General features: G+C 65.2%; 21 protein-coding genes. 14 read left to right on the top strand and 7 right to left on the bottom strand.

The window, feature by feature from the left end:
* Positions 1-107 precede the first annotated feature (107 nt).
* Both NV382_RS01635 and NV382_RS01630 read left to right on the top strand, forming a co-directional pair.
* Positions 108-386 carry a hypothetical protein gene (locus NV382_RS01635; protein ID WP_260598814.1) on the top strand — a complete coding sequence of 93 codons (279 nt, stop codon included), beginning with the start codon at positions 108-110 and terminating at the stop codon, positions 384-386.
* A 105-nt stretch (positions 387-491) separates the two neighbouring features.
* Entirely contained in the window at positions 492-959 is a 468-nt protein-coding gene (locus NV382_RS01630; RefSeq protein WP_260598813.1) for an acetylxylan esterase, read from the top strand.
* Between the two features lie 48 nt (positions 960-1,007).
* Here NV382_RS01630 and NV382_RS01625 read toward each other — a convergent pair whose 3' ends face one another.
* Positions 1,008-1,355 carry a hypothetical protein gene (locus NV382_RS01625; protein WP_260598812.1) on the bottom strand — a complete coding sequence of 116 codons (348 nt, stop codon included), beginning with the start codon at positions 1,353-1,355 and terminating at the stop codon, positions 1,008-1,010.
* 296 nt (positions 1,356-1,651) lie between these two features.
* On the opposite strand from NV382_RS01625, the gene NV382_RS01620 reads away from it, so the two are divergent.
* The 3 genes from NV382_RS01620 to NV382_RS01610 all read left to right on the top strand — a co-directional run bounded on the left by NV382_RS01620 (position 1,652) and on the right by NV382_RS01610 (position 6,047).
* Positions 1,652-2,920: a ferritin-like domain-containing protein gene (locus tag NV382_RS01620; RefSeq protein WP_260598811.1), complete on the top strand. Its 1,269-nt coding sequence runs from the start codon at positions 1,652-1,654 to the stop codon at positions 2,918-2,920.
* A gap of 79 nt (positions 2,921-2,999) precedes the next feature.
* The gene (locus NV382_RS01615) at positions 3,000-5,558 is read left to right on the top strand and encodes a hybrid sensor histidine kinase/response regulator (protein WP_260598810.1); all 2,559 of its coding nucleotides are present in this window, start codon (positions 3,000-3,002) and stop codon (positions 5,556-5,558) included.
* 66 nt (positions 5,559-5,624) lie between these two features.
* Positions 5,625-6,047, top strand: coding sequence for a response regulator transcription factor (locus NV382_RS01610; protein ID WP_260598809.1), 423 nt, complete (start codon positions 5,625-5,627; stop codon positions 6,045-6,047).
* A 16-nt stretch (positions 6,048-6,063) separates the two neighbouring features.
* Here NV382_RS01610 and NV382_RS01605 read toward each other — a convergent pair whose 3' ends face one another.
* Together NV382_RS01605 and NV382_RS01600 are read right to left on the bottom strand one after the other, a co-directional pair.
* Positions 6,064-6,459 (bottom strand): response regulator transcription factor, encoded by a 396-nt coding sequence (locus NV382_RS01605; protein WP_260598808.1) that lies wholly within the window; start codon positions 6,457-6,459, stop codon positions 6,064-6,066.
* Between the two features lie 99 nt (positions 6,460-6,558).
* Positions 6,559-8,421, bottom strand: coding sequence for an ABC-F family ATP-binding cassette domain-containing protein (locus tag NV382_RS01600; RefSeq protein WP_260598807.1), 1,863 nt, complete (start codon positions 8,419-8,421; stop codon positions 6,559-6,561).
* A 76-nt stretch (positions 8,422-8,497) separates the two neighbouring features.
* Between NV382_RS01600 and NV382_RS01595 the strand changes: the two genes are divergently transcribed.
* The 9 genes from NV382_RS01595 to NV382_RS01555 all read left to right on the top strand — a co-directional run bounded on the left by NV382_RS01595 (position 8,498) and on the right by NV382_RS01555 (position 19,730).
* Positions 8,498-8,956 (top strand): GreA/GreB family elongation factor, encoded by a 459-nt coding sequence (locus NV382_RS01595; RefSeq protein WP_260598806.1) that lies wholly within the window; start codon positions 8,498-8,500, stop codon positions 8,954-8,956.
* 1 nt (position 8,957) lies between these two features.
* On the top strand, positions 8,958-9,137 hold the full coding sequence (locus NV382_RS01590; protein ID WP_260598805.1) for a hypothetical protein: 180 nt from the start codon (positions 8,958-8,960) through the stop codon (positions 9,135-9,137).
* Between the two features lie 188 nt (positions 9,138-9,325).
* On the top strand, positions 9,326-10,450 hold the full coding sequence (locus NV382_RS01585) for a BaiN/RdsA family NAD(P)/FAD-dependent oxidoreductase (RefSeq protein ID WP_260600270.1): 1,125 nt from the start codon (positions 9,326-9,328) through the stop codon (positions 10,448-10,450).
* A 130-nt stretch (positions 10,451-10,580) separates the two neighbouring features.
* Entirely contained in the window at positions 10,581-12,308 is a 1,728-nt protein-coding gene (locus NV382_RS01580; RefSeq protein WP_260598804.1) for a DEAD/DEAH box helicase, read from the top strand.
* 135 nt (positions 12,309-12,443) lie between these two features.
* Positions 12,444-12,911, top strand: coding sequence for a YaiI/YqxD family protein (locus tag NV382_RS01575; protein WP_260598803.1), 468 nt, complete (start codon positions 12,444-12,446; stop codon positions 12,909-12,911).
* 107 nt (positions 12,912-13,018) lie between these two features.
* Positions 13,019-14,224, top strand: a complete 1,206-nt coding sequence (locus NV382_RS01570; protein ID WP_260598802.1) for an efflux RND transporter periplasmic adaptor subunit — start codon at positions 13,019-13,021, stop codon at positions 14,222-14,224.
* Between the two features lie 7 nt (positions 14,225-14,231).
* The gene (locus NV382_RS01565) at positions 14,232-17,423 is read left to right on the top strand and encodes an efflux RND transporter permease subunit (RefSeq protein WP_260598801.1); all 3,192 of its coding nucleotides are present in this window, start codon (positions 14,232-14,234) and stop codon (positions 17,421-17,423) included.
* Between the two features lie 116 nt (positions 17,424-17,539).
* Complete coding sequence (locus tag NV382_RS01560) at positions 17,540-19,063, top strand: efflux transporter outer membrane subunit (protein WP_260598800.1); 1,524 nt, start codon at positions 17,540-17,542, stop codon at positions 19,061-19,063.
* Positions 19,064-19,073: 10 nt separating this feature from the next.
* Positions 19,074-19,730 carry a GNAT family N-acetyltransferase gene (locus NV382_RS01555; protein WP_260598799.1) on the top strand — a complete coding sequence of 219 codons (657 nt, stop codon included), beginning with the start codon at positions 19,074-19,076 and terminating at the stop codon, positions 19,728-19,730.
* A 10-nt stretch (positions 19,731-19,740) separates the two neighbouring features.
* Here NV382_RS01555 and NV382_RS01550 read toward each other — a convergent pair whose 3' ends face one another.
* The 4 genes from NV382_RS01550 to NV382_RS01535 all read right to left on the bottom strand — a co-directional run bounded on the left by NV382_RS01550 (position 19,741) and on the right by NV382_RS01535 (position 23,485).
* Positions 19,741-20,094 carry a phasin family protein gene (locus NV382_RS01550; protein WP_260598798.1) on the bottom strand — a complete coding sequence of 118 codons (354 nt, stop codon included), beginning with the start codon at positions 20,092-20,094 and terminating at the stop codon, positions 19,741-19,743.
* Positions 20,095-20,167: 73 nt separating this feature from the next.
* Positions 20,168-21,193 carry an alpha/beta fold hydrolase gene (locus NV382_RS01545; RefSeq protein WP_260598797.1) on the bottom strand — a complete coding sequence of 342 codons (1,026 nt, stop codon included), beginning with the start codon at positions 21,191-21,193 and terminating at the stop codon, positions 20,168-20,170.
* A gap of 92 nt (positions 21,194-21,285) precedes the next feature.
* Complete coding sequence (locus NV382_RS01540; protein WP_312026763.1) at positions 21,286-22,563, bottom strand: Xaa-Pro dipeptidase; 1,278 nt, start codon at positions 22,561-22,563, stop codon at positions 21,286-21,288.
* Positions 22,564-22,867: 304 nt separating this feature from the next.
* A complete protein-coding gene (locus NV382_RS01535; RefSeq protein WP_260598796.1) occupies positions 22,868-23,485 on the bottom strand; it encodes a DUF4142 domain-containing protein in 618 nt (205 codons plus the stop codon).
* Positions 23,486-23,555 lie beyond the last annotated feature (70 nt).

The raw sequence follows: 23,555 nt of genomic DNA, 5'->3' as shown, positions 1-23,555 counted from the left end.
CCACCCAACATGTACCCCAGCCTACACCCGCATTCAGGAACGATATCGCCGCCACCGCGTACCCCTCTCCGCATAGCCCATCCCGGGCTCCCGAAAGGAACGTTCGCATGAAGATCGCCCATCTGTTCGCCGCCGCCCTGCTGGTCGCCGGCGTCGGCGTATCGGCCGAGGCATCCGCCCAGCGCTATGACGGCGGCTACAATCAGGACATCCGCTACGATCGCGGAGACCGGCACGATCGTTATGATCGCCGTGATGGTCGCTACGACCGCCACGACAATCGTCGGTGGGATCGCCGCGATCGCCGCAACTGGCGTGGCCACCGCGGTCGCAACAACTGCCGCATCGTCTATCGTCACCACCAGCGCTACACCGTCTGCCGCTAAGCCGACGTTCAAGGGAGGGGAGCGTTCGCGCTCCTCTCCAACAATCGGCGCGCCGCGGCGCCCGGGCATCTTCAAATAACGGGTTCGGCGCGTCACATTCGCCCGATGACCGCCTCAGCCGCCCCTCGCCCGCCCGCCGATCCGCCCTCCTCGCCCGAGGATGACGATTACGCGCTCACCTTCACCCCCGCCCCGTCGCTGACTGCGCGTCACGATGGCTGGACCGAACAGCGCCAGTGCCGCTTCATCCTGCTGCTGCGCGAGATCGGCGTGGTCGATCGCGCGGCAAAGGCTGCCGGCTGCTCCGGCCAGTCCGCCTACAAATTGCGCAACCGGCCTGGCGGCGAGGATTTCGCCGCCGCCTGGGATCGCGCGCTCGCCGAGGCCTGCGACCGTGCCTTCGATCTCGCGCTGGACCGCGCGACGAACGGCGTTACCGTGCCGCGTTTCTACCGCGGCAACTTCACCGGCACCACCACGCACCGTCTCGACAACCGCCTCGCCATGGCGGCGCTCACCGCTGCCGATCGTCGGCCGCGCATCGATCGCAAAATTGGCAAAGGCGAAACATGAGGCGCGTGCAGAGAAACTTCCTCAACTTCGCCGCCTCGATTGTAGCGGTCAGTCGGGCTCGACCGCCATCAATGTCGTGTCGGCATATTTGAAGCTGCCGGTCTCGAACAGCGGGCTGACGCGAAACGCCCGCGGCGTCAGGCGCAGCGCGTTGAGGCCGACCAGCTTGAACGTGCCGATCTTCGGCTCCTTGGGCGGCTTGCCGTCGCGCGCGATCACCTCGGCATCGACGAACAATTCGTCATGCTTGGTATAGATGACATGCGGCGCGAGCGTCATCTCGATCTTGTTGTATGTCGCGGCGATGCACATCTTGCGCACGATCGCCTCGAACACCGTGGGGGTGGTCGTCGGCACGATGGCGGCGGGCCGCTCAGCGGTCATGGTATCGGTCATCCCCTTGATCTAGCGTTTGCGCTGCACTGCAGCAAGAAACTTTACGGTAAACGCTGTCTTTCCGAGTTGATCTAGTCCTGCGGGCTGTCGCATTGCCTCGCACATCATAGCCTCCAGAGTTCCCAAGCCAACAACATCCTCAGGGATAAAGGCGCAGCTAAGTGGTTTTTGCCTTGATACATCAACACGATGTCCGCCAGGAACACCGGCGGTTGCCCGCTCGCTGAAACGGATAGTTCAGCGCAAGGTGCGGCCTTGGCAGCAGCCGCATGATCCAACGAGCAAGGCCGAGCACGATGACAATTCCCTCTCTGTCGGTCGCCGACGGTCCGCTGTCCGCCCCGCCGGAGCCGGATATCGTCCTCGGCACGCGCGAGCAGCTCCTCCATCTGCTCGCCGAGGCAGCGGAGATCGAACATACCTTGATGTGCAGCTATCTGTATGCCGCCTTCAGCCTCAAACGTGCCGGCGAAGCCGGCGTCTCGCCGGCGCAGGGCGCGGTGCTGGAGCGCTGGCGCAAGACGATCATCGCTGTCGCCGTGGAGGAGATGGGCCACCTCGTGATCGTGGCCAACCTGACCGTCGCGGTCGGCGGGCGCCCGCACTTCGCGCGGCCCAATTTCCCGATCTCCCCGGACTATTTCCCCGCCTGCGTTGCGGTACGGCTGACAGCGTTCGACGCCGAGACGCTGGAACATTTCATCTTCCTCGAACGACCACAAGGCGTGGAGGGACAGGATGGCGACTCCTTCGAACAGCAGGATTATAGCCGCGACCAGGCGCGCATCGGGCTGATGCCGAGCGCACAGGACTATGCCACGATCGGGCATCTCTACGAGGCGATCCGCGCCAATCTCGTGGCGCTGGAGCGCCAACTCGGCGGCGACATGCTGTTCCTCGGCGACGCAGGTGCGCAAGTCGGTCGCGACGTCATCGATCTGGAAGGCGTCATCCCGATCCTCGACCTCGAGGGCGCTACGGAAGCGATCGATGTGGTGATCGAACAGGGCGAGGGATCGTCCACCGAGCAAGAAGAGTCGCACTACCGCCACTTCCTGGCCATTCGCGACGAGCTCGCCGAGATGACCCGCAACGATCCCGGCTTTGCGCCGGCATGGCCGGTGGCGGACAGCCCGGTGCTGCGCCGCCCGGCCGAGCCGAACGGCACGCTGTTCGTCGATCATCCCGCGGCGACGGGGCTGCTCGATTTCGCCTGCGCCAGCTACGGCCTGCTGCTGCGGCGCCTCGTCCAATGCTTCGGCCGTACCGGCGCCAACCGGGCACAGGAGCAGAAGCTGCTGATGTCCGCGGCCATCGACATGATGCATGTGCTGGGCGACGCTTCCTCGCTGCTCGCCCGGCTGCCCGCCAGCACGACCGAAGCCGATGTGCATGCCGGCATGACGTTCACGATGCTGCGCGGCATGGAGCCGCTGCTCCCTGGCGAGCCGGAGCGTCGCATGCTCGCCGAGCGCGCCGCCGATCTCGCCCGCGCCGCCCGCCACGTCATGCCGGACGCCGCAGGTAAGTTGGACAAGATTGGGGAGACGCTCAAGACGCTCTGAGCTGCGCCAGCCCCAAAGGGTCGACGGTTAGCAGTACGGTAATCGTCCGGTCGTAGAGAGATAATGGTCAGGAGCATCCATGTCCCTTCTACGCGCGCGTTCCTTCTATCTGGTGATACTCACCTTCGGGCTGCTGCTGTGCTGTGGGTTCGCAGTGACGGGATTGCAGTGGCAGCAGGATCGCTCCGACCGGTTGGTCAACCACACGGTCCAGGTGCAGGCGCGCCTGGCGCAAGCGCGGATCGCCAGCCTGCGGGCCGAACTCAGTCGCCGCGGCGCTGTGCTGACCGGCAACCCACAGGACCTGGCGGCGGTGGATATCGCCCGCGCCGAGACCCGCACGCAACTGGCCGCGCTCGCCGACATGACGGAGGACAATCCACGCCAGCAGCTCAACGTCCGCGCACTGACCGACGTGATCGACTGGCGCTTTGCCGACATGGATCGAACGTTCGAACTGCTCCGGCAAGGCAGGATCAATGAAGCGGCAAGCCTGATCGACAGCCCGGCCAATCGCAATGCCAGCACCGCCATCACCGACACGATCACTCGCATCAACGACGAGGAAGCACGTCTGTTGAAGCAACGTGCCAACCGCTCGCTCAGCCTGGAGCGCCTGGCCAAGGCGGTCCTTGGCGTCAGCGTGGTGATGATCCTGCTGTTGGCGGCGTTGGTCTGGCACGATCGCATGCTGCGGCTGCGCGCGCTGGGCGATGCCAATAACCAGCTCGCCGAAGACATCCAGAAGCGCGAACTCGCCGAAGCGCAATTGCAGCTATTGGCGAACAACGCCACCGATGCCGTATTCCGTGTCTGCCTGGATGGAACCTTCGACTACGCATCACCTTCCACCCAGCAGGTGTTCGGCATCGATCCGGCGCTGGTGGTCGGTCAAAATGTCATGCTCGGCGTCCATCCCGAGGACGAAGCTGTGCTCTCGAGCGGGCTGGAGCAGCTGTGCAGCGGAGAGCGCGACCGCATGCTGATCACCTACCGGACGATCATGCGTGACGTGCCGGGAACATGGCGTTGGGTGGAATCCAATGTCGGCCTGGTCCGCGGGAAGGACGGGCAGCCGCTCGAAATCATCTCCGCCGTGCGCGACATTACCAAGCGCAAGGAGCTCGAACTGGATGTGGAGGCGGCCCGGCAGCGGGCCGAACTGGCAGTCCAGGCAAAATCGACCTTCCTCGCCAATATGAGCCACGAGATCCGCACGCCGATGAACGGCGTGATCGGTTTCACCGAGTTGCTTCTCACCGGCAAGCTCGCCCCGGAACAGCGCCGTCAGGCCGAACTGATCGCCGATTCAGGACGTGCGATGATGCGGTTGCTCAACGACATCCTCGATCTGTCGAAGGTCGAAGCGGGGCAGATGCGCATCGCCAGCGAAGCGTTCGACCTGCGCCATGCCCTGCACGCCTGTGTGCGGCTGGTCACGCCGGCAGTGGAGCAAAAGGGCTTGGCGCTGCATCTGGAGATCGCCGATGCGCTCCCCCGGATGATCAAGGGCGACGGGCTCCGGCTACGCCAGATCATCCTCAACCTGCTCGGCAACTCCGCCAAGTTCACCCCGCAGGGATCGATCACCCTGCGCGCGGCGCCGATCGAAACCGCGGAAGGTGCCAGCCTGGCAATCGAAGTGGAGGACACTGGCATCGGCGTCGACCCGGATCGCCAGGCCGCAATATTCGAGACGTACGTGCAGGCAGAGGCAGGCACCGCCGCGCGTTTCGGCGGCACCGGGCTCGGCCTGCCGATCAGCGCGCGCCTGGCCGAATTGATGGGCGGACGTCTGGAGATCACCAGCCAACCCGGGCGCGGCTCGTGCTTCACGTTGACCTTGCCGCTGGTGGCCAGCGACGCCGCGCCCCTAGCCAACGAGCCAGCCGCCCCGAGCCGCACGCCGGAAGCCCCCGTTCGCGGGCGTGCCCAGGAACGCCGTCGCGTGCTGGTCGCCGAAGACCATGACGTCAATCAGCTGCTGATCATGGCCATGCTCCGACAGTTGGGCTGCGAACCGGTCATCGCGGCCGATGGAGCCGCGGCCGTCGCCATGATCGAGGCATCCCGCGCGGCAGGCGAACCGTACCATCTCGTGCTGATGGACATTCAGATGCCGATTGTCGACGGCCCCGAAGCTACCCGACGTCTGCGGGCGCTCGGCATCACCGCCAGCGAACTGCCGATCGTCGCGCTGACCGCCAATGCCTATGCCGACGATATCTCCGCCTGTCTGGCAGCCGGGATGCAGGATCACCTTGCCAAGCCGGTCACCCTCGCCAACCTTGAGCATGCCTTGCATCGCTGGGGCAACCTCCCGACCCCGTCGCCCGCCTCGTCCGCCACAACGGCTGCCTTCGGTCCCAGTGCCAAGCTGCGCGAACGCTATCAGCTCCGCAAGGACGAGGTGCTTCAAGCGCTCGACGAGTTGGTGCGCAAAGCGCAGTTTTCGGACACCGAGCTCACCGATGTAGCAGGGCTGCTGCACAAGCTCGCCGGCACTGCGGCAATGTTCGACGACGCCGCGCTCGGCGAACTCGCCCTCATCCTGGAGGAAGGCATTGGCGACTGGAGCGCTGACACCCGTGTCGGAAACATCCGCTTGGCAGTAGAAGCGATTCGCGAAGCGGCTTAGGCGCTCCCGTCGTTCGGGATTGCGAAAGGATTACGCCTTAGCAACGACCATCAAAGGACTTATTAAATGGCACGGATCATCATCGCGGACGACGACGAAATCGTAGGTGAGATCGTACGCGATACCCTGCTCGCCAATGGGCACGGTGTCGGGTTGGTCACCGACGGGGACGAGGCGCTACGTGTCGTCAAGGCGCGCCGGCCCGACCTGCTCATCCTCGACTGCAACATGCCGGGCACCTCGGGTGTGCTGGTGCTGCGCGAATTGCGCAACACCCCTGCCTTGTTCGATCTGCCGGTGATGATGCTGACCGCGCGACGCAGCTCGCAGGATGTCGATCTCGCCATGTTCGCCGGCGCGGACGCTTACGTGAAAAAGCCGTTCGATCCCGAGGCTTTGGTCTTCCAGGTCGAGGAATTGCTCGCAGAACGCGAACGGGCAAACGCGATCCTGGCAGCCGACGCACGAGGTTCGCGAACCGGACGCTGACGCGGCTCGGCGCTACCTAGCGGATCTTCCTGCTGGCGGCGAAGCTCTTCCTGTCCAGCGCGGCGGCAACGCGCTGCACCAGATCCTCCGGCGTAAACGGCTTCACCAGAAAATCATCGGCTCCCGCTTCGATCGCCTCGTCTTCCAGGCGCTTGCCGCGCTTGGCCGTCAGCATGAGGATCGGCGTCAGATAAGTGTCCGGGCTGCGACGCAGCCGGTTGAGGATCTCGATCCCCTGCATGCCGGGCAGCGACCAATCAAGGATCACCAGCTCGGGTTTCTTGAACGCGATCGTCTCGTACGCCAGCGTCCCGTGGCTGACGACACCCACCAGATGCCCGGCCTGGGTCAGCACATCCTTCACCAACTCGCCGGCCAGATCGTCGTCTTCAACGCAGATGATACGCGCCATGATTCTTTCCGCCTACCGGGACGACGGTCTCACCGTCCGCAAACCTTGTATGGCCAAAGGGTTAACAATCCCGCGGGGTCGCCATACCCGCCGAGACGATCAAGCTGCCTGTTCCACCGCTTCGCTGGCTTCCAGCCACGCCGCTTCTGCCGCTTCCAACCGCGCGGCGACATCGGCCCGACGGCGGGACAGCTCGGACATCGAGAGCTTGGCAAGGTTACCTTCGGCGGCAGACGGATCGAACATCGCCCGGTCGATCACGCTGCGCTCCGCCATGAGCTTGACGGTCATCGCCTCGGCATCCTGTGCCGCCTTGCGCAACTCGGCCGTTTTCTCGCGCGCCGCCGCGGCAGCCTTCTTGTCCTTCTTGCCGAACTTCTGGCCGTCGTTCTTCGGCTGGTTCTTGCCCAGGATGAAGTCGGTATAATCCTCCAGGCTGCCGGCATATTCGTTGGCCTGGCCGGCATCGACCAGCACGAGCCGGTCGGCGGTGAGCTCGATCATGTGCCGATCGTGGCTGACGATCACCACCGCGCCGGTATAGGCGTTGAGCGCCTGCACCAGTGCCTCGCGCGCATCGACGTCCAGATGGTTGGTCGGCTCGTCGAGGATCAGCATATGCGGCGCATCGCGGGTGATCAGCGCCAGCGCCAGCCGCGCGCGTTCGCCGCCCGACAGCTTGCCGACCTTGGTCGTCGCCTTCTCGCCCGAAAAGCCGAACCGCCCGAGCTGCCCGCGCACCGCGGCGGGCGTCTTGCCCTTCATCAGATGCGCCATATGCTCGACCGGCGTGTCCTCGGTATCGAGTTCCTCGACCTGATACTGCGTGAAATAGCCGACGCGCATCTTGCCCGACACGGCGATCTCACCATCCATCGGCGTCAGCTGCGCGGCGAGCAGGCGCGCGAGCGTGGTCTTGCCGTTGCCGTTGCGGCCCAGCAAAGCGACGCGATCGTCGGGATCGAGCCGCAGGTTCAGCCGCTGCAGGATCGGCTTGTTCTCGGTATAGCCGACGCTCGCCATATCGAGCGTGACGAGCGGCGGCCGCAACTCCTCCGGGTTCGGGAACTCGAACGACAGCGTGGGATCGTCGGCCATCGAGGCAATCGGCTGCATCTTGGCGAGCATCTTCTGGCGCGACTGCGCCTGCTTGGCGGTCGAGGCGCGTGCGGAATTCTTGGCGATATATTCCTGCAGCTTGCTGCGCTGCGCATCCTGGCTCGCCTTGGCCGCGGCGAGCTGCGCCGCACGCTCGGCGCGCTGGCGCTCGAACGAATCGTAGCCGCCCGAATAGAGGAACACCTTGCCGCCTTCGAGATGCAGGATGTTATCGACCACGTTGTTGAGCAGATCGCGTTCGTGACTGATAATCACGATCATGTTTGGATAGGCCTTGAGGAAATTCTCCAGCCACAAGGTCGCTTCGAGATCGAGATGGTTCGACGGCTCGTCGAGCAGCAGCAAGTCCGGCTCGGAGAAGAGCAGCGCCGCCAGCGCGACGCGCATCTTCCAGCCGCCCGAATAGCTGTCGAGCGGGCGGTTCTGCATTTCCTCGTCGAAGCCCAGGCCCACCAGGATGCTCGCGGCGCGTGCCGGCGCGGTATAGGCGTCGATCGCCATCAGCCGCTCGTATACTTCGCCGAGCCGATCGGGATCCTCGCAGGTCTCGCTTTCGATCAGCAGCGTGGCGCGTTCGCGGTCAGCCTCCAGCACCGTATCGATCGGCGTGGTCTGCCCATGCGGCGCTTCCTGCTGCAGGTAACCGATGCGGGTCTTCTTCGGCATCTCGATCTCGCCATCATCGGGCTCGAGCTGTCCGATCATGACTTTCATCAGCGTGGATTTGCCCGCCCCGTTGCGGCCGATCAGCCCGACGCGGCTCTTGGGCGGCAGCGAGGCGCTCGCGCGGTCGAGGATCATGCGGCCGCCAAGCCGCACCGTGATACCATTGATATTCAGCATGGGCGCGCCCCTAGCACAGCACGGCGCTTGCCCCAAGAGCCGCGGGGCATCACATGGGCATGATGAGAAAAGTGCCATGAGCGTCGCATTTCGCCGCGAGAGCGACGAGGAACACAAGGAACCGAAGTTCGAGATTCCGCTACCGGCGGGCCCGAACCTGGTCACCCCGCGCGGGCTGAAGCTGCTGGCCGCGAAGGTCGCCGAGATCGAGGCCGCCGTCGCCGCAGCGCCCGACGACGAAACGCGTGCCGCCGCCAAGCGCGAACTGCGCTACTGGCATACGCGCCAGACCACGGCCGAGATTGCGCCACCACCTGAACCCGGCGTGGCCGGCATCGGCTCGCGCGTCACCATCCGCATGAACAAGGCCGATCGCATCGTCGAGATCGTCGGCGCGGACGAAGCCGATCCGACCACCGGGCGCGTCGGCTTCCAGGCACCCTTGGCGCATGCGCTGATCGGCGCAGAAATCGGCGAGCAGGTCGAGTTCAACGGCACGATGATCGACGTGCTCGATATCGCGCAGGGAGATTGAGATGGCCGAAGCATTCGCACGACACCGTCAGCCGTGGAAACAGGACGAGATCCAGAAGCTCCACACGCTGGCCAAGAAGGGCATGGGCCTGAAGGCCATCGCCAAGGCACTGACCCGCACCGAGGAATCGGTGAAGGACAAGGCCAAGGAAGACGGGCTAAACATCGCGAAGCTGCGTTGACCTTCTTGTTCCCCGGCGGAGGCCGGGGCCCAGTCGGCAAGGTGGTTGTAACCACGCACAGCGTTCGCCAATTGCCGCCTCGGGACTGGACCCCGGCCTCCGCTGGGGAACCCGTTTGCTAAGGCCGGCCATTGCCCTCACCCCTCCCCTATGACGCGATCATCCTCGGCGCCGGCGCTGCCGGCCTGATGTGCGCCGCCACCGCGGGCCAGCGCGGCAAGCGCGTGCTGCTGGTCGATCACGCCGACGCCCCCGGCAAGAAGATCGTCATCTCCGGCGGCGGACGCTGCAACTTCACCAACCTGCACACCGCCCCCGAACGCTACATCTCCGCCAACCCGCATTTCGCCAAGTCAGCGCTCGGCCGCTACACCGCGCAGGACTTCCTCGCTTTGGTCGAGAAACACGGCATCGCCTGGCACGAAAAGACGCTCGGCCAATTGTTCTGCGACGGCTCGGCCAAGCAGATCGTCGCCATGCTGCTCGACGAATGCGACGCCGGAAACGTCGAGCATGTGCTCGGTGAATCGATCGGCACGATCGACCATGCCGATGGCCTTTTCCGCGTAAAGCTCGGCAGCCGCGAGGTTAGCGCGACTTCCCTCGTCCTCGCCACTGGCGGCCCGTCGATCCCGAAAATGGGCGCGACCGGCTTTGCCTATGACGTCGCGCGCCAGTTTGGCCTCAAGGTCGTCGAGCCGCGCCCAGCGCTCGTGCCGCTTACCTTGGGCGGCGATCAAACCCTGTTCCGCGATCTCTCCGGTGTCGCTACCGAGGTGGTCGCCAAATGCGGCAAGACCACGTTCCGCGAAGCCGCATTGTTCACCCATCGCGGCCTCTCGGGCCCAGCGATCCTGCAGGTTTCGAGCTATTGGCGCTCTCAGGAAACGGTCGGCATCGATTTTCTTCCTGGGGCGAAGCCCGGCTGGCTCACTGCTGCCAAGCGCGCCAAACCGCGCGGCCAGTTCACCGCCGCGCTCGCCGCCGCACTACCCGGCCGCCTTGCCGAGACCCTCTCAGAACGCCTTGAAATTTCGGGGGAATTGCACAATATCAAGGACGGCATTTTGAAAGATGCCGAGCGTCGCCTGGCCGATTGGCGCTTCACCCCCAACGGCACCGAAGGCTATGCCAAAGCCGAGGTCACGATCGGCGGAATCAGCACCGCCGAGCTGTCATCGCAAACAATGCAAGCCAAACGCGTACAAAACATGTATGCGATCGGCGAAGCGGTCGATGTCACAGGGTGGCTGGGCGGCTACAACTTTCAATGGGCATGGGCGAGCGGATGGGCCGCGGGCCAGTCCATCTGATATTGCCGGCGTTACCGTTCCCCCGCGTAGGCGGGGGTCCAGACCGCCAAACACGACACCGCTCGTGACTCTGGGCCCCCGCTTTCGCGGGGGAACCGGTATCGGGCCATAATAGATAACCGAGACCAACATGCCTTTTTCAGCACTTCCCCCGCTTCTCACCGAAGCGCTCACCGAACGCGGCTATGCCGCCCCCACCCCGGTCCAGGCCGGCGTGCTCGAGCCCGAAGCGGTCGGCCGCGATCTGCTCGTCTCGGCACAAACCGGCTCGGGCAAGACCGTCGCCTTCGGCCTCGCCATGGCGGCGCAGTTGCTCGATGAAGACGGTCGCCTCCCCCAGAAGGGCCCGCTGGCCCTGGTCATCGCGCCGACCCGCGAACTCGCGCTGCAGGTCAGTCGTGAGCTGATGTGGCTGTACGCCAAGACCGGCGGTCGCATCGTCACCTGTGTCGGCGGCATGGACGCCTCGAAGGAGCGCCGCGCGCTCGCCCACGGCGCGCATATCGTCGTCGGCACGCCGGGCCGCCTGCGCGATCACTTGGAGCGTGGCGCGCTCGACCTGTCCTCCTTGCGCGTCGCCGTGCTCGACGAGGCCGACGAGATGCTCGACATGGGCTTCCGCGAGGATCTCGAGCAGATCCTTGACGGCACGCCGACCGAGCGCCGCACGATGATGTTTTCCGCCACGATCCCCAAGACGATCGCCGCGCTTGCCAAGCGCTACCAGCGCGACGCGGTGCGCATCTCGACCGTCGGCGAGGATCGCGGGCATGGCGACATCTCCTACCAGGCAGTGACCTGCGCGCCGGCCGATATCGAGAATGTCGTCGTCAACCTGCTGCGCTTCCACGAAGCGGAAACCGCGATGCTGTTCTGCGCGACGCGCGACAATGTCCGCCATCTCCATGCCGGGCTGATCGAGCGCGGATTCAGCGCCGTCGCATTGTCCGGCGAGCATAGCCAGAACGAGCGCAACGCCGCGCTGCAGGCGCTGCGCGACCAGCGCGCGCGCATCTGCGTCGCCACCGACGTGGCCGCGCGCGGCATCGATCTGCCGACGCTCAGCCTCGTCGTGCATGTCGAACTGCCGCGCGATGCCGAGACGCTGCAGCATCGCTCGGGCCGCACCGGCCGCGCTGGCCGCAAGGGCACGGCGATCCTGATCGTCCCCTATCCGCGCCGCCGCCGCGTCGAATCGATGCTGAAGGGCGCCCGGATCAATGCCGACTGGATCAACCCGCCGACGCTGGACGACATTCGCGACAAGGATCGTGAGCGCCTGCTCACCACGCTGATGGAAGAAGTCGAGATCGACGATGACGATCGCGCGCTTGGTGCCAAGCTGCTCGAAACAAAGAGCGCCGAGGATATTGCCGCTCTGCTCGTCCGCGCGCACCGTGCGCGTATGCCGGTTGCCGAGGAGCTGATCGGCTCCGGCAAGGAAGCGCCGGGCTCCGCCCCGCGCAACGACGGACACCGTGAAGGCTTCGAGGACATCGTCTGGTTCCGCATGGATATCGGCCGCCGCCAAAATGCCGATCCGCGCTGGCTCCTGCCGCTGATCTGCCGTCGCGGCCACATCACAAAGAACGAGATCGGCGCGATTCGGATCTCGGCCGGCGAAACGATGTTCCAGGTGCCGCGCGCCATCGCTAACAAGTTCGCCGCCTCCGTCGCCCGCACCGCGAACTTCGAAGGTCAGGACGAGAATGCGATCCGCATCGAAGCGGTCGAAGGCGAACCCCGCGCGGCCGAGCATCGCCCACGCCTGACGCCAAGCGCGCGCCCCAGTGGCCCGGCGCCGACGCGGCATGCGCCAAAGCAGGGCTATCGCCGGACCAACGACCGGCAGCGGTAACCCCTCCTACTACCACCCGGGCGGACGCCGGGGTCCAGTCGCGAAGGTTGAAGTAATGAAGCGCAGCACGCGCCAACCCTCGTCTCCCGACTGGGCCCCGGCTTTCGCCGGGGTAGTGCTTACGGAGAGAGGGCAGTGACGAACACTCTCCGCATCCTCGTCGATGGCGACGCCTGCCCGGTCAAGGACGAGATCTACCGCGTCGCCTATCGCACCGAGATCCCGGTCACCATCGTCGCCAACAGCCACTTCCGCGTGCCCGCCCACCCGCTGATCGACCGCGTCGTGGTCAGCGACGGCTTCGACGCCGCCGACGACTGGATCGCCGAACAGTCGACGCCGCGATCGATCGTCATCACCGCCGACATCCTGCTCGCTGACCGCTGCCTGAAGGCCGGGGCGACCGTGCTCTCTTCCACCGGCAAGCCCTTCACCAATGCCTCGATCGGCGGCGCTATCGCCACGCGCGCGATCATGGCCGATCTGCGCGCTGGCGGAGACGCGATCGGCGGCCCCGCCCCGTTCTCGAAAGCGGATCGTTCGCGCTTTCTGTCGGCGCTAGACGCAGCGATCGTCCGCCTGCGCCGCGAGGCACCCATTTGACCAGCATTCGCCGCAACTTAGGAACGACAACGCACCTATCGTGTTTGACGTCGGGCAAGCGGGCTGCCATCGCGGGGCCAGCGACTATCATGCGGTGGAATTCCCGAATGCTCCTGCGCCCTATAGCGCCGACCAAGTCTGTATTGCTTGTCACGCTCCTCACCCTGGCCGCATGCGGCGGCGGCGAGAAGGCGCAGGAAAAGGGCGGGCGTGGCCAGACGGGCACACCGGAGGTCGGCTATGTCGTCGTACAGCCGACATCCGTCCCGCTGACCACCGAACTTGGCGGCCGCACCGCCGCGTTCCAGAGCTCCGAGGTCCGCCCGCAGGTCTCGGGCATCATCCGCCGCCGTTTCTTCACCGAGGGATCGATCGTCCGCGCGGGACAGACGCTCTACCAGATCGATCCCAGCCTCTACGAGGCATCGGCCAACGAAGCCCGCGCCAACCTCGCCAGCGCGTCGGCCAATGCGCAAGCCACAAGGATCCGCGCCGAGCGCTACAAACCGCTCGCCGCGATCGAGGCCGTCGCGCAGCAGGATTATACCGACGCCACCGCCCAGGCCAGCCAGGCAAGGGCCGCCGTCGCGCAGAGCCGCGCCCAGCTCGAAACCGCCCGCATCAATCTGCGCTTCACCAATGTGCCCGCGCCGATCACCGGCCGCATCGGCCGTTCGCTGTTCACCGAAGGCGCATTGGTCACCGCTAGCCAGGCCGACCCGCTGACCACCATCTCGCGCCTCGATCCGATGTTCGTCGACATCCAGCAATCCAGCGCCGACCTGCTGGCGCTACGTCGCGCCCTGGCCGCAGGCGGCGTCGTGCCATCCAGCGCAATGGTGCGGCTGAAGCTCGAAGACGGCAGCGTCTACGGTCAGACCGGCCGCGTTGAGTTCGCCGAGGCGTTGGTCAACGAAAGCACCGGCACCGTCACATTGCGCGCTCGCTTCCCCAATCCGCAAGGCTTGCTGCTGCCCGGCATGTTCGTGCGCGCGACCTTCGCGCAATCGGTCGACAACAACGCCTTCCTCGTCCCGCAAGCCGGCGTTAAGCGCGACCCCAAGGGCGGCACCACCGTGCTGCTCGTCGGTCCGGGCAACAAGGCGATCGAACGCAAGATCACCGCCACCCGCGTAGTCGGTCCCAACTGGGTCGTCACCGAAGGCCTCAAGCCCGGTGACAAGGTGATCACCGAGGGCACCGCGCGGGCCAAGGCGGGTCAGCCGATCAAACCGGTGGCCGCCGGCTCCGCGCAGCAGTTCAAGAAACCACCAGCCAAGGGCGAAGCCACATCCGCGCAGACCAAGGGCTGATCGCGGCATGATCTCGCGCATCTTCATCGATCGGCCGATCTTCGCCTGGGTCGTCGCGATCATCATCATGCTGGGCGGGATCGGCGCGATCTACTCGCTGCCGATCGAGCAATTCCCCGACGTCGCCCCGCCCAACGTCAACGTCCGCGCGACCTACCCCGGCGCCTCGGCGGAGACGCTGGAGAACAGCGTCACGCAGGTCATCGAACAACAGCTGACCGGCATCGACGGCCTGCTCTATTTCAGCTCCAGCAGCTCATCGCGCGGCTCGGTGACGATCACCGCGACGTTCGAGAAGGGCGTCGATCCAGACATCGCGCAGGTCCAGGTCCAGAACAAGGTGCAGCAGGCGATCAGCCGCCTGCCCCAGCAGGTCCAGCAACAGGGCCTGACCGTCACCAAATCGAACCCCGATTTCCTGCTGCTGGTGGCGATCTACGATTCGACCGACCGGCTGACGAACCAGGACGTGTCCGATTACCTGATCGCCAATTTCCAGGATCGGCTCGGCCGCATCCCCGGAGTCGGCGACACCAACGTGTTCGGCTCGCAATATGCCATGCGCATCTGGCTGCAACCGGACAAGCTGGCCAGCTACTCACTGATCCCGTCGGACATCATCAACGCCGTCACCGCGCAGAATACCGAGATCGCCGCCGGCGAGATCGGCGGCCAGCCTATGCCGGACTCGCAGATGCTCAACGCCACCGTCACCGCGCAGTCGCGCCTGCAGACGCCGGCGCAGTTCGCCGCCATCGTGGTCAAGACCGCGCGCGATGGTTCGGTCGTCCGTCTGTCGGACGTGGCTCGGATCGAGCTCGGCGCGGAAAGCTACGGCGTCGTCAGCCGCGTCAACGGCCATCCCGGCGCCGGCATCGCCGTGTCGCTCGCGCCTGGCGCAGACGCCCTGACCGTGTCGGATCTGGTCAAGCAGGAGATCGAGACCTCGGCCAAGTCCTTCCCGCCGGGCTTCCAATTCAACTTCCCGCGCGATTCGACCGACTTCATCAATCTATCGATCGACGAGGTCGTGAAGACGCTGATCGAGGCGATCATCCTCGTCGTCATCGTCATGTTCGTCTTCCTGCAGAGCTGGCGCGCGACGCTCATTCCGACGATCGCCGTTCCCGTGGTACTTCTCGGCACGGTCGGCGTCTTCTATCTCGCCGGCTTCTCGATCAACACGCTGACCTTGTTCGGCCTCGTCCTCGCCATCGGCCTGCTGGTCGACGATGCGATCGTTGTGGTCGAGAATGTCGAACGTCTCATGGACGAAAATCCGGACATGAGCCCGCGCGACGCGACGATCCAGTCGATGAACGAGATCACTGTTGCGCTCATCGCCATCGCGCTGGTCCTGTCGGCAGTGTTCCTGCCGATGGCGTTCTTCGGCGGTTCGACCGGCGTGATCTACCGGCAATTCTCTGTCACGATCGTCTCGGCGATGATCCTGTCGGTCGTCGTGGCGCTCGTCCTCACCCCGGCGCTCACCGCTACATTGCTCAAGAAACGCAGTGACGAGAAGCAGGACGGCTGGGTCGCGCGCAAGACGCAGCCGGCCAAGGACTGGTTCAATAACAATTTCGAGCGCACGACCGAGAAATACGTCTCGGCGGTCGGCACGGTCGTCAACCGCAAATGGCTGTTCCTGCTGATCTATGCCGGTGTGGTCGCACTTCTTGCCGTGTTGTTCCTGCGGTTGCCGACGGGCTTCCTTCCGACCGAGGATCAGGGCGGCGCGCAGATACAGTTCAACCTTCCCCCCGGCGCCACCCAGGCGCGCACCGTGGCCACGCAGAAGGCGATCGAGCGCTATTTCATGACCAAGGAAAAGGCGAACGTGAAGGTACTCTTCACGAACGCCGGCGGCGGCGGCGGCGGCGCCAGCGGGCAGAATACCGGTCGCGGCTTTATCGCCATGACCGATTGGGCGGATCGCAAGGGCAAGGAAAACAGCGCGCAGGCGATCACCCGCCGTGCCTCCCAGGCCTTGGGCGGGCTGCGCGATGCCGAGATCTACGTCACCGTGCCGCCAGCCGTGCGTGGCCTCGGCCAGTCCGCCGGGTTCACGATGGAGTTGCAGAACAGCTCGGGCATGAGCCGCGAGGAGTTCAAGGCGGCGCGCGACAAGCTGATGGCCGCGGCCCGTGCCGATAGCAATCTGCAGGCGATCCGTCTGACCGACCTCGAGGATCAGCCGACGCTCCGCATCGACATCGACCAGGCCAAGCTCAGCGCGCTGGGGCTGAGCCAGGCCGACGTCAACGCGACGCTGTCGACCGCCTGGGGCGGCCGCTACGTCAACGATTTCAACGATCGCGGTCGCGTGAAGCGGGTCTATGTCCAAGGTGACGCCCCTTACCGCGCCAGCCCGGATGATCTGCGGCAATGGTACGTGCGCACCGCCGATGGCCAGATGGCACCCTTCTCCTCCTTCTCGACCATCTCCTGGGGCACGGCACCGCCGTCGATGGCGCGCTTCCAGGGCGTGCCCTCCTACGAAATCTCCGGCCAGCCGGCCGAAGGGCAGAGTTCGGGCGACGCAATGAACCGCATGCAACAGCTTGCATCAGAAATCCCCGGTACCTCGGTCGCCTGGGCCGGCCTGTCGTTTCAGGAACGTCTGTCCTCGGGCCAGGCGCCGTTCCTCTACGGCATCTCGCTGCTCGTCGTGTTCCTCTGTCTCGCCGCTCTGTACGAAAGCTGGTCGATCCCGGTCGCGGTGCTGCTCGTCATCCCCTTGGGGCTGGTCGGCGCCGTGTTCGCGGTGACGCTGCGCGGCCTCGAGAACGACGTCTATCTCCAGATCGGCCTGCTCACAACGATGGGGCTGGCGGCCAAGAACGCGATCCTGATCGTCGAATTCGCCGAACAGGCGGAAAAGAAGGGCAAGCGCATCATCGAAGCTGCGCTGGAGGCCGCTCGCCTCCGCCTGCGCCCGATCCTGATGACCAGCCTCGCCTTCATCTTCGGCGTGCTGCCGCTTGCCATCTCGACCGGTGCCGGCGCGCAGAGCCGTGTCGCGATCGGCACCGCGGTGATCGGCGGCATGCTGACCGCCACGATCCTGGCGATCTTCTACATCCCGCTCTTCTTCGTCCTCGTGCGCCGCGGCACGCGCGACGTGCTCAAGAAGATCCACCACGATCACAGCGAACCCTCGCACCCCGGCGAACCCAAGCCGGAGCCTGCGGCATGACCACCATCCCCCCCGTAGCCAACCTCTCCCCCGTTCGTCCTGAGCTTGTCGAAGGACCTGCCTTACGCGCCAGGCCAGCCCCACGTGCGTCGACAAGCCCAGCGCGAACGGTGCTGATGCTGCTGGCAAGCGCGACACTCGGCGCCTGCTCGCTCGCGCCCAAATACGTCGAGCCCGCCCTCCCGGTCCCTCCCTCCTGGCCTGTCGGTGACGCTTATCTCAAGCAAAGCGAGGCCACCCTCCCGGCGGTGACCTATCGCGACATCTTCCGCGATCCCCGCCTGCAGCGGATCATCGAACGGGCTTTGATCAACAATCGCGATCTGCGCGTCGCCGCCGCCAACATCGTCGCTGCCCGTGCGCAATACCGCATCCAGCGCGCCGAACAGCTGCCGCAGGTCAATGTATCGGCAGGTTTCACGCGTTCGGACTCGGGCACGGGCAACAGCCGCAACAGCAATCAGAACAATACCGGCAGTACCGGTGGTACGGATGGTAACGGGGGGACGGATGGTACCGGTGGCAACGGTGGTACCAATATTGGCCAGTCCAGCACCGGCGGCGCCCGTTCCGCCTACAGCACCGATCTCGGCATCACCGCGTTCGAGATCGACTTGTTCGGCCGTCTTCGCTCGCTCAGCGCTGCCGCACAGAACCGCTATTTCGCGACTGAAGCCGCCGCTCGCGCCACACGGCTGACGCTGGTCGGCGATATTGCTACTGCCTGGCTCACCTATGCCGCCGACCGCAGCCTGCTCGCCATCGCGCAGGATACCTCGGCCAGTGCCGAACGCAGCGTGCGGCTCACCGATGCGCGCCGCCAGGGCGGCGTTGCCCCACGAACGGATGTCGACCAGGCACGGCTCGTGCTCGCCCAGGCGCAAGCCGATCTCGCCGAGCAACGCACTGCTTTGGCGCAGGACGTCAATGCGCTGCAACTGCTCGTCGGCGCCCCGGTCGATGCCGGCTTGCTGCCGCAGACGATCGAGGAAGCCTCGACCACGCTCGCCGAACTTCCCGCCGGGCTCGATTCCGGCGTGCTGCTGCGGCGCCCCGACGTGTTGCAGGCCGAATACGAGCTGCGCGCCACCAATGCCGAGATCGGCGCAGCGCGTGCCGAACTGTTCCCGCGTATTTCGCTCACCGCCGTGCTCGGCCTCGCCAGCAGCTCGCTGGGCGGCTTGTTCAGTGGCAATGCCTTCAACTATTCCGCCGGTCCGTCGGTCGACTATTCGATCTTCCGTGCCGGTGCGGGGCGCGCCAACGTGCGCTATACCGAGGCGCAGCGCGACGCCGCTCTGGCCAGCTACGAACGCGCGATCCAGAGCGCATTCCGTGAAGTATCCGATGCGCTGGCGCGGCGCGGCACGATCGCCGAACAGACCCGCGCCGCCCGCTCGCTCGCTGCCGCGGCCGATGACAATTATCGCCTGTCGGATGCACGCTACCGCGGCGGGATCGATACCTTCCTGCAGAGCCTCGACGCACAACGCTCGCTATATTCCGCACGACGCCAGCTGGTCACCACGCAGCTGACCGGCGGGACCAATCTTGCGGCTTTGTACCGCGTGCTAGGCGGCGATTCACAGCTCGAGCCCACGCCAAACGGGCCCGTGCCGGCGCGGTCACCCGCACCCTGATGCTGCAGACATGCTGCACGAATGCTTTGCGCAGCAGGGGCATCATCGCGATCGCTCGCGGCGTGCCGGGTACGGCATGGGTGACAATGCAGCCGCGGCATGTCAGCTTGGCTGGCGACGGGCTGGGGAAACGATCGACATGAGCTACCGCATCCGACGTTTTCGCCCCGCCGATCGCGATGCCATGCTCGCCTTCGCGGAATCGCTCCCCGAACATGATCTGCTGTTTCTCGGCCGCGATCTGCGGCATCCGCGTGTCATCGATGCGTGGCAGGTCGCGATCGAGGAAGGCTGGATCGACAGCCTGGTGGCAGAGGATGACGGCGAATTCGTCGGCACCGCGGCGCTGGTGCGCGACCCGCTCGGCTGGAGCGCGCATGTCGGCGAGATCCGCCTGCTCGTGGCGCCGACCAAGCGGGGTGCCGGTCTGGGTCGCGATCTACTCGAGGCGATCCTTGCGGTGGCACCGGAACGCGGGGTCGAGAAGCTGACCGCCCAGATGACCCCCGACCAAATCGGCTCGGTCATGCTGTTCGAAAGCCTCGGCTTCCGCGCCGAGGCACTGCTCAAGAACCACGTCCGCGACCGCGACGGCAAACCGCACGATCTCGCCATCCTCGCACAGGATGTGGTCAGCCTGGTCGGAACCCGCGCCTCCGACCTCTAGCCGGATACGGTCACTCGGTATCGCGGCGCAATGGCGCCACTGATTCCTGCCCGATCTTGGCGATCAACTCCCCGATCTCCTTGGCCTGGGCCATGTTCCGCGTGCTCTGCTCCTGCAGATAGGCACTCTGCACCTTCAAGACCTCCCCCAGATCCTTCGCCGCGGCCGCCGCCCGCATCGCGGCGAACGCCTCGCGCGCATTCTGCTCTGCCTGGTCCAGCAGCTTCATGCTGACCGTGGAACCACCTTCGGCCACTTTGGCGCCCGATTGACGCATCGCTTCGCCGGCTTTCTTGACAGGATCGACGATCTTCTCGTGAATCGTGTCCTTCATCTTGTCCGTCGTGTTGCGTGTGTCGCCCATCATCCTGCTCCTCTTTCCGCAGTCGATAATCCACCATATCCCGAGCGAATCGTCTACCGCGTTTGCCGGATTCCTAGCTGCTCGGCCGCTTGAGCGCGCTCATTAACGCCGCCTCGAACCGTGCCGGCGCCTCGACCTGCGGCGCATGCCCAAGCCCCTCAAGCTTGACCAGCACCGCATTGCGCATCCGTTGAACGGCTCCGGGCGCATTCGCCGGAATGGCGGTGAGGAATTTCTGCAGCGATGGTGGCGCCTGCTGGCGACCGAAGGCGGTGCGATCAAGCGTTCCGATGATCATTGTGGTCGGCGGCGCGATCCGCTCGAACTCATGCGCGACCGGCTGCGTACGGATCATCTCGCTGGTCTTGGCCTGCGCCAATGCCACGGCGTCGCGCCCGCTGCCGGTGTACATGCCCGCCAGCATCCACACCCAGCGATCGTAAGCCGGCTTCCATGTGTCGTGGTAGTAATTACTCTGTTGATAGGCCTTGATCGAGGCGAAGCTGGTGCGCTTCTCGCTCGCCCACAAGGCATCCACGTCGGTATAGGGGACGCCTTCCTCGCTGCGATCCTTCAGCCCGATCGGGTTGACCAGGACGAGCTTGTCGACGGCCGCGGGAAACATGATCGCGTAGCGCATCGCCAGCATGCCCCCCATCGAATGACCGACGATGGACGCCCGCTGCACACCACGCGTGACGAGCAGCCGATTGGTCAGCGCCGCCATCATCTCCAGGCTGTATTGCGCCGCCCGCGGCTTGGACGATTTGCAGAAGCCGATCTGATCGGGAATGATCACCCGGAAGCCTGCCGCCGCCAGTGCCCGGGCGCTGCCTTCCCACGTCGCCCCACAGAAGTTCTTGCCGTGCAGCAGCACCACGGTACGGCCATTGGGACGATCGGCGGCGATATCCATGAACGCCATGCGCGCGAGCTCGCCGACCACGTCCACCGTCATCGTCTGCACCGGCCATGGATAATCGAACCGCTCGAGGTTCGAACCGAAATCTCGCGCCGGCGGTGCCCCGGCTGGCACCGGGGCTGCGCCGGTCAACGCGAGCGCCGCCAACGCCGTCAGCCAGAAACCCCGATCCGCCATGTCCCACCCCGCCCCTATAATCGGCGCGCAGTCTAGCGGTGGTTAACGCCGCATGCACTGACTTATTGCGGATTTGCGGCGCAACGCTGCGGTCACTTCACCTGTACGCCGCCCTTCACCACCGCGGTAACCTTCTCGAGCACGCGCACGTCACGAAGCGGATCGCCATCCACGGCGACGATGTCTCCATGGCGCCCGACCGCAATCGCCCCGACATCCTCGGTCTTGCCGAGCGCCACCGCCGCATCGGAAGTCGCCGCGCGGATCGCCTGTAGCGGCGTCATGCCCCATTCGACCATCTTGGCGAACTGCCGGCCATTGTCGCCATGCGGGTAGACGCCGGCGTCGGTCCCGAAGATCATGTGCACCCCGGCCCTCACCGCACGCTGGAACGTCTGGCGCTGCTTCAGGCCGATGATCTTCTCCTTGTCCAGGCTCTCCTGCTCGGTGCCGTTCGCCGTGCCCGTCGCCAGGATGTAGTCGTCGTTATAGATGTCCATGTCGAACCAGGTGCCGTGCTGCACCGCCAGCTTGATCGTCTCGTCCGAGGCAAGGCTGCAATGCTCGATCGTATCGATACCGGCCAGGATCGCCGCCCGAATACCCTCGTCGCCATGCGCATGCGCTGCGACCTTCAGGTGCAGCATATGCGCCTCGTCGGCGATCGCCTTCATCTCCTCCAGGCTGAGTTGCTGCCCGCCAACGCTGTCACCGAGCGAGAACACCCCGCCCGTCGCGCAGATCTTGATCACCTGCGCCCCGTATTTATGCAGCCACCGCACCTTCGCCCGCGCTTCCGAAGGAGAATTGACCACCGATGGCGCCTGCTTGTCCAGGCTCGGCGGCAGGCTGTTGTCGTCGCAATGCCCCCCGGTCGCGCCGATCGCATAAGTGGCGGTCGTGATGCGCGGACCGACCGCCCACCCCCCGTCGATCGCTTCGCGCAGACCGACATCCTGGAAGTCGGCGGACCCGACATTGCGCACCGAGGTGAATCCAGCCTCCAGCGTCTTCTTGGCATTGGCGACGCCCACCGCGCTCCAGAAGCTGTCGGTATATTGCAGCCCCCGATAGCCACCGATCTCGGCCAGGGACGTCAAATGCACATGCATGTCGATCAGCCCCGGCAGGATCGTCTTGCCCGCCAGATCGATGTGACGGACATCGCCACCGAACTTGATCGTGCGCGCGTCGGCCACCCCCGTGATACGTCCATCCACGATCGTCACTGCCGGATTGTCAATCGTCTTGCCGCTTAACACGTCCACCATCCGGTCGGCGGTGACGATTACCGTATCAGCCGATGCGGGTACCGCCGCCAGTGCCCCAAGCATGGCGACCGGCGCCAGCAGCGCGCGAAACTTACTCATGATGCGATCCCCTTTGTTGGGCGCACATTGCGGTGCGCAACACACCCTTGTCCAGTGACTTGCGTGTTCTTCAAAGGCTTCCCGTCACCTTCGCCGCCCCGGACGAAAGCCCATTTCACCCTTCGCGCCCAGCTTGTCGAAGCCCATCCAGCGCGCGCGCCCCGTCCTTCGACAAGCTCAGGACGAACGGGTAGCGTTAGGCTCACCGCTTAAGTCGCAAGTTTCGCCGACCGCCACCGGCCCAACAAAAAAGGCCCCGGCACATACGTGCCGAGGCCCTCCTCTTCACTTAAAAGCGAAAAGCTTACATGCCCTGCAGCATGGTTAGGTGACCCTGCACGACCGGTGCGGTCGAGGTCGCGAAAGTCTTCAGCGCCGCATCGTCGCCGCTGGCTTCATAGCCTTTCAGCGCGACCAAGGTCTTGCCGTGCGCCGCCAGCTGCTGCGTCTTGTAGGTCGAATCGAAGTCGGCACCCGAAGCTGCTTCCAGTGCAGCGATGTTCGCCTTCTGCTCGGCGTTCATCGTCGGATCGGGCTTGATCGTGCCGGCAGCTGCCTTCAGCTTCGCAGTCGATGCCGTATGATCCTTGATCATCTGCGCCGCGAACTTCTTCACGCCAGCGTCAGTCGCCTTGGTGCCGGCCAGCTTGGACGAAGCGATCTCATACGCATCGCTTGCTGCCGCCGTATTGGCGAACGCCTGCGCCGTCATCGGAGCAGTTGCTGCCGTGTCGTTGGCGACCAGCCCGTTGTCGGCCATGGCATTGGCGTCTTCGGCGGTCATGTCGTTCGACAGCATCGTGTCGTTGGTGCCACCGATCGTCGGATCGGTCGTCACGATGTTCCCCGTGGCGCTATCGCCGTTGCCGCCGCACGCCGCGAGCGCGAGTGCCGATGCGACGATAAGAAACTGTGCTTTCATGGTATTTCTCCTCCTGCTTCCGCGCAACAACGCCGCGCGGATGGGTGCGTTCCTCAAAGGTCCGCAATTA

The organism is Sphingomonas endolithica (genome assembly GCF_025231525.1).
In the GTDB taxonomy this organism is placed as follows: Bacteria; Pseudomonadota; Alphaproteobacteria; order Sphingomonadales; family Sphingomonadaceae; genus Sphingomonas; species Sphingomonas endolithica.
Note: the sequence above shows the minus strand (reverse complement) of the source record. Positions and strands in the feature narration are given on the sequence as shown.